The sequence below is a fragment of the Streptomyces sp. 3214.6 genome, from assembly GCF_900129855.1.
Lineage (GTDB): Bacteria > Actinomycetota > Actinomycetes > Streptomycetales > Streptomycetaceae > Streptomyces > Streptomyces soliscabiei.
In genome coordinates this window covers 7,104,405-7,116,716 of the sequence record NZ_LT670819.1, presented here as the reverse complement: position 1 = coordinate 7,116,716, position 12,312 = coordinate 7,104,405, and the positions used below count along the sequence as shown (strand labels likewise).

General features: G+C 71.6%; 12 protein-coding genes. 8 read left to right on the top strand and 4 right to left on the bottom strand.

All coding sequences use genetic code 11. The annotated features are described in order from the left end of the window. Nucleotides 1–76: 76 nt before the first annotated feature. Nucleotides 77–721, bottom strand: a complete 645-nt coding sequence (locus tag B5557_RS32175) for a PhzF family phenazine biosynthesis protein (protein ID WP_079662735.1) — start codon at nt 719–721, stop codon at nt 77–79. A 229-nt stretch (nt 722–950) separates the two neighbouring features. Between B5557_RS32175 and efeO the strand changes: the two genes are divergently transcribed. Genes efeO through B5557_RS32155 form a run of 4 tightly spaced genes read left to right on the top strand, consistent with a single transcriptional unit; the run spans nt 951 to nt 5,201 of the window. Beyond that, entirely contained in the window at nt 951–2,090 is a 1,140-nt protein-coding gene (gene efeO / locus B5557_RS32170; RefSeq protein WP_079662734.1) for an iron uptake system protein EfeO, read from the top strand. 17 nt (nt 2,091–2,107) lie between these two features. Continuing rightward, nucleotides 2,108–3,355 (top strand): iron uptake transporter deferrochelatase/peroxidase subunit, encoded by a 1,248-nt coding sequence (gene efeB, locus B5557_RS32165; RefSeq protein WP_079662733.1) that lies wholly within the window; start codon nt 2,108–2,110, stop codon nt 3,353–3,355. Nucleotides 3,356–3,358: 3 nt separating this feature from the next. Beyond that, nucleotides 3,359–4,252 carry an iron uptake transporter permease EfeU gene (gene efeU, locus B5557_RS32160; protein ID WP_079662732.1) on the top strand — a complete coding sequence of 298 codons (894 nt, stop codon included), beginning with the start codon at nt 3,359–3,361 and terminating at the stop codon, nt 4,250–4,252. Beyond that, nucleotides 4,191–5,201, top strand: coding sequence for a hypothetical protein (locus B5557_RS32155; RefSeq protein WP_079662731.1), 1,011 nt, complete (start codon nt 4,191–4,193; stop codon nt 5,199–5,201). Before efeU ends, B5557_RS32155 begins: the two co-directional genes overlap by 62 nt. A gap of 7 nt (nt 5,202–5,208) precedes the next feature. Here B5557_RS32155 and B5557_RS32150 read toward each other — a convergent pair whose 3' ends face one another. From B5557_RS32150 to B5557_RS32140, 3 genes are all read right to left on the bottom strand, one after another. After that, nucleotides 5,209–5,940: a bifunctional DNA primase/polymerase gene (locus B5557_RS32150; RefSeq protein WP_079662730.1), complete on the bottom strand. Its 732-nt coding sequence runs from the start codon at nt 5,938–5,940 to the stop codon at nt 5,209–5,211. A 137-nt stretch (nt 5,941–6,077) separates the two neighbouring features. Further along, entirely contained in the window at nt 6,078–6,710 is a 633-nt protein-coding gene (locus B5557_RS32145) for a TetR/AcrR family transcriptional regulator (RefSeq protein ID WP_079662729.1), read from the bottom strand. Between the two features lie 25 nt (nt 6,711–6,735). Continuing rightward, on the bottom strand, nt 6,736–7,737 hold the full coding sequence (locus tag B5557_RS32140; RefSeq protein WP_079662728.1) for a Gfo/Idh/MocA family protein: 1,002 nt from the start codon (nt 7,735–7,737) through the stop codon (nt 6,736–6,738). Between the two features lie 86 nt (nt 7,738–7,823). Between B5557_RS32140 and B5557_RS32135 the strand changes: the two genes are divergently transcribed. From B5557_RS32135 to B5557_RS32120, 4 genes are all read left to right on the top strand, one after another. Then, nucleotides 7,824–9,140 (top strand): multidrug effflux MFS transporter, encoded by a 1,317-nt coding sequence (locus B5557_RS32135; RefSeq protein ID WP_079662727.1) that lies wholly within the window; start codon nt 7,824–7,826, stop codon nt 9,138–9,140. Beyond that, nucleotides 9,095–10,261, top strand: a complete 1,167-nt coding sequence (locus tag B5557_RS32130; RefSeq protein WP_079662726.1) for a serine hydrolase domain-containing protein — start codon at nt 9,095–9,097, stop codon at nt 10,259–10,261. The genes B5557_RS32135 and B5557_RS32130 overlap by 46 nt, the downstream gene beginning before the upstream one ends. A gap of 70 nt (nt 10,262–10,331) precedes the next feature. Then, nucleotides 10,332–11,318, top strand: coding sequence for a small ribosomal subunit Rsm22 family protein (locus B5557_RS32125; RefSeq protein WP_079662725.1), 987 nt, complete (start codon nt 10,332–10,334; stop codon nt 11,316–11,318). 186 nt (nt 11,319–11,504) lie between these two features. After that, on the top strand, nt 11,505–12,287 hold the full coding sequence (locus B5557_RS32120; RefSeq protein ID WP_079662724.1) for an SDR family oxidoreductase: 783 nt from the start codon (nt 11,505–11,507) through the stop codon (nt 12,285–12,287). The last annotated feature ends 25 nt before the right edge of the window (nt 12,288–12,312 follow it).

Here is a 12,312-nt window from a genome sequence, read left to right as displayed (position 1 = left end):
ATCCCCGCCCGCACACGCCCAGACCACCCGTACGGCCGCCCAAAACACCACAAAAGCCAGTAATCGGTCGTAGGGTTCAGCGTTCCAGGAACACCCGGCCGCCGATCTCCACCCATCCGTAGGGCTGTGGAGCCGTCAGGATCTGCGAGCCCGCACCCTGGGTGATGTTCAGGGCACGGCCGAGGCGCTCGGTGAGCAGGAGCGCCGCCGCGCCCGTCGCCTCGTCCTCGTCGATGCCGTCGTCGCGGCCGGGGAAGCCGCGGGCGCGGATGCGACCGGCGGGCTCGTCCTCCCAGGCCCAGGCGTATACCCACTCGCCCGGCGGCGGTACGGACAGGTCCTCGACCTCGGCGGCGGTGGCGTACTGACGGAGTGTGCGCGGCGGGGCCCACTCCGCGCGCGCCTCGATCCAGGTGAACTCCCCGTCCAGGCGGGTTCCGACGACGCCGGCCGGGGTGACGAGCTCGGGCACGTCGAGCAGCCAGGCCACGCCCACGCACGGGTAGCCGGCGAAGGGCAGGCGCACGGTGGGCGTGTAGATGTCGATGACCCCGCGCTCGGGGTCATCGACGAACACCGTCTCGCTGAAGCCGAGTTTGGCCGCGAGGTCCTGTCGGTCCTCGCGGTCCGGCAGCACCGAGCCTTCGCGGACCACAGCCAGTTCGTTGCCATAGCCGCCGTTCGGCGCACAGAAGACGCGGAGCACGTCGTAATCAGTCACCGGGGAATTGAAGCACTCGTCACCCCAAGCGGAATCTTTGAATCTCCTTTGACCTTCTCTTGGGGTCCACTTTGAGCCACCGTGATCGAGTCGTTCCCTTGCGGCGTCTATGAGAGGTGAATCACGGCACGGGCGGGTATTACGCAGGTAAGCCTTGGATAAGTTAGGCGAGGCTCACCAATCCTGTGAGTCGTGTCACGTGAAGATTCAGCCATCGCTGGGAGCCCGAATGCGAGCCGCCAGACTGTCCGTTGTCACCGCCGTCACCGCCGTGACCGCACTGACCGCCGTCACCGGGTGCACCTCGAAGAGCGACACGAAAGACGGCGACCGTGTCATCAGCGTGACCGCCACCGACTCCAAGTGCGAGACCTCCAAGAAGGAGATCTCCGCCGGGCACGTCGAACTCGCCATCGAGAACAAGGGTTCCAAGGTCACCGAGGTCTACATCCTCTTCCCCGACGACCGGGTGGTCAGCGAGCGCGAGAACATCGGCCCCGGCACCAAGCAGCGGGTCACCGCCGAGGTGAAGGCCGGCGCCTACCGGATCGCCTGCAAGCCCGGCATGAAGGGCGACGGCATCCGCCAGGACCTCAAGGTCACCGGCGGCTCCGCAGCCCAGCGCGACCCCCGCCTGGACAAGGCCGTCGCCGCCTACCGCTCCTACGCGCAGACCCAGGCCGACGAGACGCTGCCCAAGGTCGCCACCTTCGTCGCGGCGATCAAGGCCGGGAACATCGAGGCCGCGAAGAAGGCCTACGCCCCCTCCCGCATCGGCTGGGAGCGCACCGAGCCGGTCGCGGAGTCCTTCGGTGACATCGACCCGCTGGTCGACACCCGCGCGGACGGCCTGGAAGCCGGCCAGAAGTGGACCGGCTGGCACCGCCTGGAGAAGTCCCTCTGGCAGGACAAGAAGCTCACCGCCGAGGACAAGACCCTCGCCGACCGGCTCGTCGCCGACCTGACGGACTGGAAGCAGCGGGTCGGCAAGGCCGTGATCACCCCGACCTCCATGGCCAACGGCGCCAAGGAACTCCTCGACGAGGTCGCCACCGGCAAGGTCACCGGCGAGGAGGAGACCTACTCGCACACCGACCTGGTCGACTTCAAGGCCAACGTCGAGGGTGCGCAGCAGGCGTACGAGCTGCTGAAGCCGGTCGCCAAGGACAACGACGCCGCCCTGGTCACCGAGCTGGACAAGCAGTTCGCCGCGCTGAACACACTGTTGGACAAGTACCGGCCGAACACGACGTCGTACGAGTTCACCTCGTACGACAAGGTCGGCGCCGCCGACCGCAAGGGGCTCTCGGACGCGGTGAACGCGCTCGCCGAGCCGCTGTCCAAGCTCGCCGCCGCCGTGGCGAAGTGACCGGGGGGACCACGGACATGTCGGAGAACCAGAGCAGCAGTCCGTCCCGGCGGTCGCTGATCGGCTGGGGCGGGGCCGGGCTCGCGCTCGGCGCCGCCACGGCCGGCGGCGCGGTCGCGATGACCCGCACCGGCAACGACGTCGACCCCACGGCCGCCGACACCGGCGCCGCCGTCGACTTCCACGGCACGTACCAGGCGGGCATCGCCACGCCCGTCCAGGACCGGCTGCACTTCGCCGCGTTCGACGTGACGACCGCGGACCGCGCCGAGTTCGTCCAGCTACTGAAGGAGTGGACCGAGGCGGCCCGCCGGATGACGGCCGGGAAGGCGGTCGGGGAGGGCGCGTTCGGCGGGCTCCCCGAGGCGCCCCCGGACGACACCGGCGAGGCCCTGGGCCTCAAGCCGTCCCGGCTGACATTGACGGTGGGCTTCGGGCCGTCGCTGTTCAAGAAGTTCGACCTCGCTCACGAGCGTCCCGACGCCCTCGTCGACCTGCCCCAGTTCGCCGGGGACGCGCTCGACGCAGCCCGCAGCAACGGCGACCTGTGCGTGCAGGCCTGCGCGGACGACCCGCAGGTCGCCGTGCACGCGATCCGCAACCTGGCCCGCATCGGCATGGGCAAGGTCGTCATCCGCTGGTCGCAGCTCGGCTTCGGCAAGACGTCGTCCACGACGCCCGACGCGCAGACCCCGCGCAACCTGATGGGCTTCAAGGACGGCACCCGCAACATCGCGGGCACGGAGACGGACCGGCTGAAGAAGTTCGTGTGGGTCGGCGACAAGGACGGCCCGCAGTGGATGGTCGGCGGCTCGTACCTCGTCGCCCGGCGCATCCGCATGCACATCGAGACCTGGGACCGCACCTCGCTGCAGGAGCAGGAGGACATCTTCGGCCGGGACAAGGGCGAGGGCGCTCCCGTCGGCAAGGCGAAGGAACGCGACGAGCCGTTCCTGAAGGCGATGAAGCCGGACGCGCACGTGCGGCTCGCGCACCCGGACTCCAACCACGGGACGACGATCCTGCGCCGCGGCTACTCCTTCACCGACGGCACCGACGGTCTGGGGCGCCTGGAGGCCGGCCTGTTCTTCCTCGCCTACCAGCGTGACGTGCGCGAGGGGTTCATCCGCGTCCAGCGCAACCTCGCCACCGACGCGCTCAACGAGTACATCCAGCATGTGGGTTCGGCGGTCTTCGCCGTCCCGCCGGGCGTCCGCGACAAGGACGACTGGTGGGGCCGGACGCTGTTCTCCAAGGAGGCGTAGCCCGTGTTCTCCAACTACCTGATCGGACTGCGCGAGGGCTTGGAGGCCAGCCTCGTCGTCTGCATCCTCATCGCCTACCTGGTGAAGACCGACCGCCGGGACGCGCTGAAGCCCGTGTGGACCGGCATCGCCATCGCGGTCGCCATCGCGATGGCCTTCGGCAGCGTCCTCGAATTCGGCTCGCAGGAGCTGACGTTCAAGGCGCAGGAGGCGCTCGGCGGCTCCCTGTCGATCATCGCGGTCGCGCTGGTGACGTGGATGGTGTTCTGGATGCGGCGCACCGCCAGGCACCTGAAGTCGGAGCTGCACGGCAAGCTGGACGCGGCCCTCGCAATGGGCACCGGCGCGCTGGTCGCCACCGCGTTCCTCGCGGTCGGCCGGGAGGGCCTGGAGACGGCCCTGTTCGTGTGGACGTCCGTGCACGCGGCCGGCGACGGCACCCCGCGCCCCCTCATCGGCGCGGCGCTCGGCCTGGCGACGGCCGTGCTGCTGGGCTGGCTGTTCTACCGCGGGGCGCTCAGGATCAACCTCGCGAAGTTCTTCACCTGGACGGGCGGCATGCTCGTCGTCGTGGCCGCGGGCGTGCTGGCGTACGGGCTCCACGACCTCCAGGAGGCCGACTGGGTACCGGGGTTGACGGACAAGGCGTTCGACATCAGCGACACGATCCCGCCGGACAGCTGGTACGGCACGCTGCTGAAGGGCGTGTTCAACTTCCAGCCCGACCCGACGGTCCTCCAGGTCACGGTGTGGCTGCTGTACCTGATCCCGACGCTCGCGCTGTTCCTCGCCCCGGTAGGGTTCGCCTCCGGGAAGGGGAAGGTGAAGTCACCTGATGACCAGGGAACGCAGCCTGACAAGCGGGGTTCGAGGGACTCGAAGGCTCCGCAGGCGTGACCGGTACGCACTCATAGCGGCGTCGCTCACGGCCGTCTCACTCACCGCGAGCGGCTGTGTGGTGGTCCACGGGGAACGCGAGGTGCTCCCCGCGGCCACGAAGGCGGAGGCCGCCAAGGCGATCGAGCAGTTCACGACCGCGTACAACAAGGCGGACAAGGCGTACGACAGTTCCCTGGACGCGGAGTACACCACCGGCGCCCTCGGGATCATCGACGCGGCGCGGCTGAGGGCGGGGCACGTCAACAGCCCGGACGGCAACCCGCAGCACACGCCGCTGGTGTTGTCGGACGTGAAGTACACGATCGTGGAGAAGGCGGGCTGGCCGCGCTGGTTCATCGCCGACGCGAAGGGCAACAAGGGCGACACCGCGCGCTGGCTGATGGTGTTCACCCGGGGCGAGACGGCGGAGCCCTGGCAGGCGACGTATCTGACGCTGGTGGAGCCGGGCTCGGTACCGAAGTTCGAGACGGACGCGGACGGGGTCGCGGAGGCCGTGCCGGCGGACACCGCCGGGCTGGCGCTGCCGCCCGAGGACCTGAGCAAGGACTACGCGGCCTATTTGCAGAGCGGCAAGGGTTCCTTCGCGGACGGCGCGTACACGAACGCGATGCGCGACACCCGCGCGAAGAACGCCATCAAGCCGGGGCTCGTCACGCAGTACATCGACCAGCAGCTGACCGAGGGCGACTACGCGCCGCTGGCGGTGCGCACCGCGGACGGCGGCGCGTTGGTGTTCTTCACCACGCACCACTACATGAAGCAGACGGCCGCGGCGGGCGCGACGGTGCCCACCTCGAACAGGAACGTGCAGGCGTTGACGACCGGCGAGGTCAAGCAGTCGCTGACCATGGAGTTCGTCGCCAGCGGGGTCGCTCTGGACCCGGCGAAGGGGAAGGTGTCCGTGCTCAGCCGGTTGGAGGGACTGACCGCAGCGAAGGGTGAGTGAGACGCCCCTAAAGGCGAGTGGGCCAAGCCGCCGTCGGATCGTTCTGGCCCGCGTGCCGTGCGCAGGCGTCCGTCAGGGCTTCCAGGAGGGTCAGGGGGTCGGGCAGGGGGTGCTCGGGGCCGCGCAGCCAGTGGACCGAGCGGGCGTCGTCGCCGGGGAGGCGGGCGGGCGGTACGAGGACGTAGGAGCCCCGGCAGTGCCAGCGCAGGCCGGGGTGTTCGTCCATGGTCTCGGGCCGGCAGTCCAACTCGCAGGGCCACCACTCGTCCTCGTCCTCGGGGGTGCCGCGGGTGAGGGTGAAGAAGAGCATGCGGCCGTCGTCGCTCTCGGCGACCGGGCCGACCTCCGTGCCGGAGCCGAGCAGCCGCTCCAGGGCCTGCGCGCCCGCCTCCAGGGGCACGTCGAGGACGTCGTGCGTCATGCCGGTGGCGGTGATGAAGTTGGCCTGCGGCTGGTGGCGGGCCCAGCGCTCGATCTGGGCGCGGTCGGTGGTGGACTGCGTCTGCCAGGCGAAGGACACCGGGTGCCGGGCGGGGGTCGGACAGCCGACCCGGTCGCAGGAGCATCCGTAGCCGGGGGCCGGGTGGGCGGCGGGCGCGAGCGGGAGTCCCGCTTCGGCGGCGGCGAGCAGCAGGGTCTCACGGCCGCCTTCGTCGGCGGCCTCGGTCGGGCCGCTTGCGCGCAGCCGACGAGAGAGTTTGCCCCACAAACCGGTCCGGCCGTCGAACTCCGCGCTCATCTGTCCCCTCGCCTCGCTGGTGCGGACAGCATGCCTCATGGTCCCGCCATCCTGCGCATCGGGGGTGCGAAGTCGTGAATCGGGGCAGGTGGGACGGGGTGGGACGGGTGGGTCCAGAGCTACCGATGTGCCTCAGGTCAGCGGGGTGCGAGGCCGTGGAGGGCGTAGTCGACGAGGGTGTCGGTGTACTCGTACGTGATCGGGCCGGTGTACTGCAGCCAGCGCTGGGCGAGCGGGGAGATGAAGAACTCCAGGGCGATGCGCGGGTCGAGGTCGGCGCGGATCTGCCCGGCCTCCTGCGCGGAGCGCAGCCGGTCGACGTACAACTGGATGGACGGCTCCATGAGTCTGGCCGTGAACTCGCGGCCGACAGTCGCGTTGACCACGCCCTCGGCGGCCAGGGCCCGGGAGGGCGCCTCGAACCTGGGGTCCGTCAACTGGTCGACGGTGGCCCGCAGGACGCCCTTGATGTCCGCGGCGAGGTCGCCGGTGTCGGGGATGACGTACGGCTCGTGCTCCGCGGTGCCCGCGTCCCGCGCCGCCTGTTCGCTGAGGTCGAGGAACGCCTCCAGCAGGACGTCGGCCTTCGACCCCCACCAGCGGTAGATGGTCTGCTTGCCGACGCCCGCGCGGGCGGCGATGCCCTCGATCGTGGTCTTCGGGTAGCCGACCTCCACGACGAGGGCGAGGGCCGCGTCGTAGATGGCACGCCGGGACCGCTCGTTGCGGCGGGTGGTGTCGGGGGCCGGCTTTCCGGACTGGGTGACCATGAACCGACGGTACCGCCGGTCGGTCCTAGGCGTTCTCTCCCGGGTAGCGCACGCCGATCCGTTTCCGGACGGCGTCCAGGGTGCGCATGACGGCGAGGCTGCCGTCGAGGGGGACGAGGGGGGACTCCGTCTCGCCGGCCCCCAGGGCGCGCATGACCTCGCGGGCCTCGTGACGGAACGTCGTGCGGGGGCCGTCGGCCGGGTCGGCGGTGAACTCCTCGGGGTCGCGGCCGGCGCGGTGCAGGACGAGGCGGTCGGGGTGGAAGAAGCCGGCCGGGATGTCGATGCGGCCGCGGGAACCGGTGACGGAGGCGGTGGTGCCCGTGCCGCCGGTAACGGAGCAGTGCAGGGCGGCGAGCGCGCCGGAGTCCCAGGACAGCGCCAGTGCCGTCTGCAGGTCGACGCCCTCGGCGGACAGCACGGCCTGGGCGGCGATGCCCGACGGCTCGCCGAGCAGGAGGTGGGCGAAGGAGACCGGGTAGACGCCGAGGTCGAGGAGGGCGCCGCCACCCTGGGCGGGGTCGCGCAGCCGGTGCGAGGGCGGGAAGGGGCCTTCGAGGCCGAAGTCGGCCTGTACGGTGCGCACTTCGCCGATCGCGCCGTCGTCGACGAGGGCCTTGAGCCGGCGGATGACCGGGTTGCAGTACATCCACATGGCTTCCATCAGGAAGCGATCGTTGTCGCGGGCCAGCGCGACGAGTTCCTCGGCCTCGCGGACGTTCAGCGTGAACGCCTTCTCGCACAGCACGTTGCGCCCGGCCTCCAGGCAGAGGCCCGCGGCGGTGCGGTGGGCGGCGTGCGGGGTGGCGACGTAGACGACGTCGATGTCCTCGTCGGCGGCGAGCAGGGACCAGTCGCCGTAGGCGCGGGGTATGCCGAACCGTTCGGCGAACGCCTTCGCGGCAGGCTCGGTGCGCGAGGCGACCGCGACGACCTCCGCGTCGGGCAGGTCGATCAGGTCCGCCGTGAAGGCGCCGGCTATCCCACCGGTCGCCAGGATTCCCCACCGCACCGTGTCCGTCGTCATACCCTGCCCGCCCTCGTGCCGTCCCAGCTGTCCGTTCGAGCTGAGAGCATAGGTGGCGAAGACATCGCAGAGGGAGGGGCGGCCGTATGCCGGAGGGTGGGGCGATACCGGAGGCGTCGCGAGCGGCCGTCGCGCGCGGGAACACCGAGAAGAACACCGGCACGGACAAGGCACCGCTGCGTGCGCGGCGTCGGGCCGGGCTGCTCGTCACGCTCGTCCTGGGCGGTCTGACCGCCACTCCCCCGCTGTCGATGGACATGTACCTTCCGGCCCTGCCGGAGGTCACCCGTTCCCTGCACGCGCCCGCGGCGACCGTGCAGCTCACGCTGACCGCGTGCCTGGCCGGGATGGCGCTGGGGCAGCTCGTGGTCGGTCCGATGAGCGACCGGTGGGGGCGCAGACGCCCGCTGCTCGCCGGCCTCGCCGTCTACGTGGTGGCGACCGCGCTGTGCGCCGTGGCGCCGACCGTCGAGGTGCTGGTCGCGTTCCGGCTGTTGCAGGGACTCGCGGGCGCGGCGGGCATCGTGATCGCGCGGGCCGTCGTACGCGACCTGTACGACGGCGTAGCGATGGCCCGGTTCTTCTCCACCCTGATGCTGATCTCCGGGGTCGCCCCGGTGGTGGCGCCGCTGATCGGCGCGCAGATCCTGCGGGCGACGGACTGGCGGGGCGTGTTCGCGCTCCTGACGGCGGTGGGGCTGCTGCTGGCCGGGGTGGTGTGGATGAGGCTCCCGGAGACGCTGGACAGCGCCGACCGGCATGCGGGCGGTGTCGGCGAGGCCCTGCGCTCGATGCGCCGGCTCCTGTCCGACCTGCCCTTCACCGGCTACATGCTCACGGGCGGCTTCGCCTTCGCCGCGCTGTTCGCGTACATCTCGGCGTCCCCGTTCGTGGTCCAGGAGATCTACGGCGCCTCCACGCAGACGTTCGGTCTGCTGTTCGCCGTGAACTCGGTCGGGCTGGTGGTGGTCGGGCAGATCAACGGCAAGGTGCTGGTGGGCCGGGTCCGGCTGGACCGGGTGCTGGCCGCCGGGCTGACGGTGGTCGCGCTGGCCGCCGCCGCGCTGCTGCTGATGACGACGGGCGTGTTCGGCGAGGTCGGCCTGGCGCCGGTGGCCGCCGCGCTGTTCGTGCTGATGTCCGCGATGGGTGTGACCCTGCCCAACGCCCAGACCCTCGCACTGCTGCGTGTGCGGCACTCCGCCGGTTCCGCCTCCGCGCTGCTCGGTACGTCGTCCTTCCTCATCGGCGCGGTCGCCTCGCCGCTCGTCGGGATCGCCGGCGAGCACACGGCCGTCCCGATGGCCGTCGTCCAGTTGGCCGCGGCGGTGGTGGCCCTGGCCTGCTTCGTGGTTATGTGCCGTCCCTGGACGAACACGGGGGCGGAAGGAGCGGGGAGCTGAGCGCACCGAGACTGCGTGTCGACACACCGGAGCGGGCGGGGCTCGACCCCGAGGAGACGCGGCTCCTCGTCCGCGACGTCGTGGACCTCACCACCGGCGACCGGCCCTGGGCCGCGGGCGCCGTGGTGGTCGCCGGGCGCGGACCGGTGATCGCCGTCGAGGAGGCGGCGGGGTGGGCCGTGCGTTACTCGGCGTACGACCCGGCGACGGACGCGGGCGTGGAGCTCCCGCCGCGGGCTCAGGTCCCGATGACCGTGGACACGCCGTTCGACCTGGCCTCCCTCACCAAGCTGTGCACGTCGGTCGCCGCGGTGCAGCAGATCGAGCGCGGCACCCTCGGCATCGACGCGCGGATCGGCGCCTATCTGCCCGACTTCCACGCGGCCGCCGTCCACGACATCACCGTCCGTCAGCTCCTCACCCACACCTCCGGCCTGCGCCCCGAGCTGCCGCTGTACGACTGCGCGGACGACACGGAGCGGCTGCGACGGCTGCGGGCGGAGGCGCCGATCGGCGAACCGGGCGCGTACCTGTACTCCGACCTGAACATGCTGCTGCTCCAGCAGCTCCTGGAACGTCTGACCGGCCGCCCGCTCGACGTCCTCGTGCACGAGGGGATCACCCGCCCCCTGGGGATGACGTCGACCGGCTTCGGCCCCTGCCCCGGCGCGGCGGCGACCGAGGACCAGCGGCGGCCGTGGGCCAGGGTGGACCGGGGGATGCTGCGGGGCGTGGTGCACGACGAGAACGCGTGGGCGCTGGGCGGAGTGGCCGGTCACGCGGGCCTGTTCTCGACCGGCCGCGACCTGGCCGTGTTCTGCCGGACCCTGCTGGCGGGCGGCTCGTACGGCCCCGCCCGCATCCTCGGCCCCGACTTCGTGGAACTCCTGCTGAGCCCGCCGGGGCTGGGCTTCGCGGTGGACCAGCCGTGGTTCATGGGCGAACTCGCCGGCGAGGGCGCGGCCGGCCACACGGGCTTCACGGGCACATCGCTGGTCCTGGACCCGGCGACGGACACGTTCGTGGTCCTGCTGGCGAACACGGTCCACCCGGTACGCAGGACGCCGGACAGCGGACCGCGGGCACTGGTGGGGACGCGAATGGCGATGGCGGTGCGATAGTCGGCAGGGGGCCTGGGGGCGCGGCCCCCGGTGCGGGCGACACCGACGCCTGGTGCCTCATAATCGCCAGGTGAACGTCTCCGTATCCGCCGCCGAGACCCTCCGTACCGCCCTCGGAGACCTCCTCGACGAGCTGCCGCCCAAGCAGGCCGCGCAGGCCGTCGAGCGGCTCATCGCCAACTACCGGGGCGCCACCCCTACGGACGCGCCCATCCTGCGCGACCGCGCGGACGTGGCCGCCTACGCCGCGTACCGGATGCCGGCGACCTTCGAGGCGGTGTGCTCGGCGCTGGAGGCGTTCGCGCGGGCGGCCCCGGAGTGGACGCCGGGCAGCCATGTCGACGTCGGCGGCGGGACGGGCGCGGCGACCTGGGCGGTGAACGCGACCTGGGAGGGCGAGCGCCCGGTGACCGTCCTGGACTGGGCCGAGCCCGCCCTGGCCCTCGGCCGCGAGGTGGCCGCCGCGAACCCGGCTCTGCGCGACGTCCGCTGGCAGCGCGCCCGCATCGGCTCGGCGCTCACGCTGGACCCCACGGACCTCGTCACCGTCTCCTACGTCCTCAACGAACTGGCCGCGCCCGACCGTGCCGCCCTCGTGGACGCCGCCGCGTCGGCCGCGCAGGCCGTGGTGATCGTCGAGCCGGGCACGCCGGACGGCTACGCCCGGATGATCGAGGCCCGTGACCGGCTGATCGCCGCCGGTTTCCGCGTCGCCGCGCCCTGCCCGCACAGCGCGGCCTGCCCGATCGTGCCGGGCACGGACTGGTGCCACTTCTCGGCGCGGGTCAGCCGCTCCTCCCTGCATCGGCAGGTCAAGGGCGGCTCGCTGCCCTACGAGGACGAGAAGTTCAGCTACGTCGCGGCCGCCCGCTTCCCCGTGTCGCCCGCCCCCGCCCGGGTGGTCCGGCGGCCGCAGATCCGCAAGGGCCAGGTGCTCCTCGACCTGTGCGAGACCGAGGAGCAGCTGAGCCGTACGACGGTGACGAAGAAACACGGCGAGCTGTACCGGGCGGCCCGTGACACGGACTGGGGCGACGCCTGGCCGCCGGCCCCGTAAGGCTGTTGGAGGCGACGCCGAGGGTGAAGGGGTGGGCGGTGAGCTGCGCGGGGTCGCGTTCGGCGGCGGCTGCGACGCCGGCGGCGGGCAGGTTCACCGTGAAGGCGAGCGCGGCGGCGGCGGACGTATGAGTTCCGCATGCCGGATCCGAGGGCGCGGGTGCGGGCTGTCGTACGCTGCGGCCCCATGAACGCCATGGAAACTGCTGGACGAACAGCTCTCGAGGGGAAGATCGCGGTCGTCACGGGCGCCGGTTCCGGCATCGGGCGCGCGGTCGCCGTGGAACTGCTGCGCGCGGGCTGGTCGGTGGCGCTGGCGGGTCGGCGCACCGAGACCCTGGAGGCGACGGCCGCGCTGGCGCCCGAGGGCACGAGTCTCGTCGTACGGACGGACGTCTCACGCCCCGACGAGGTGACGGCCCTCTTCGCCGCCGTGCGCGAGCGGTTCGGGCGACTGGACCTGCTGTTCAACAACGCGGGCACGTTCGGGCCGGGCGGCGTGCCCTTCGAGGACCTTCCCTACGACGCCTGGCGGCACGTCGTCGACACCAACCTCAACGGTGCGTTCCTGTGCGCGCAGGGCGCCTACCGGCAGATGAAGGAGCAGGAGCCGCGAGGCGGACGCATCATCAACAACGGTTCCATCTCCGCGCACACGCCCCGCCCGCACTCGGCGCCCTACACGGCCACCAAGCACGCCCTCACCGGCCTGACGAAGTCCCTCTCCCTGGACGGGCGGGCGTACGACATCGCGGTCGGCCAGATCGACATCGGCAACGCCGCGACCGACATGACGGCGCGGATGCAGACGGGCGCGTTGCAGGCCAACGGCGAGGTCGCACCGGAACCGGTGATGGACGTCTCCGACGTGGCCCGCACCGTGCGGCACATGGCGGAGCTGCCACTGGAGGCGAACGTGCAGTTCGCGACCGTACTGGCGACGGCGATGCCGTATGTGGGCCGCGGCTGACGACTCACAAGCGGAATTTGGATGT

Excerpts from the sequence above, each read along its gene's own strand:
- efeO (WP_079662734.1), top strand. The coding sequence starts at position 951 with ATGCGAGCCGCCAGACTGTCCGTTGTCACCGCCGTCACCGCCGTGACC.
- efeB (WP_079662733.1), top strand. The coding sequence starts at position 2,108 with ATGTCGGAGAACCAGAGCAGCAGTCCGTCCCGGCGGTCGCTGATCGGC.
- B5557_RS32155 (WP_079662731.1), top strand. The coding sequence starts at position 4,191 with ATGACCAGGGAACGCAGCCTGACAAGCGGGGTTCGAGGGACTCGAAGG.
- B5557_RS32150 (WP_079662730.1), bottom strand. The coding sequence starts at position 5,940 with ATGAGCGCGGAGTTCGACGGCCGGACCGGTTTGTGGGGCAAACTCTCT.
- B5557_RS32145 (WP_079662729.1), bottom strand. The coding sequence starts at position 6,710 with ATGGTCACCCAGTCCGGAAAGCCGGCCCCCGACACCACCCGCCGCAAC.
- B5557_RS32140 (WP_079662728.1), bottom strand. The coding sequence starts at position 7,737 with ATGACGACGGACACGGTGCGGTGGGGAATCCTGGCGACCGGTGGGATA.
- B5557_RS32135 (WP_079662727.1), top strand. The coding sequence starts at position 7,824 with ATGCCGGAGGGTGGGGCGATACCGGAGGCGTCGCGAGCGGCCGTCGCG.
- B5557_RS32120 (WP_079662724.1), top strand. The coding sequence starts at position 11,505 with ATGAACGCCATGGAAACTGCTGGACGAACAGCTCTCGAGGGGAAGATC.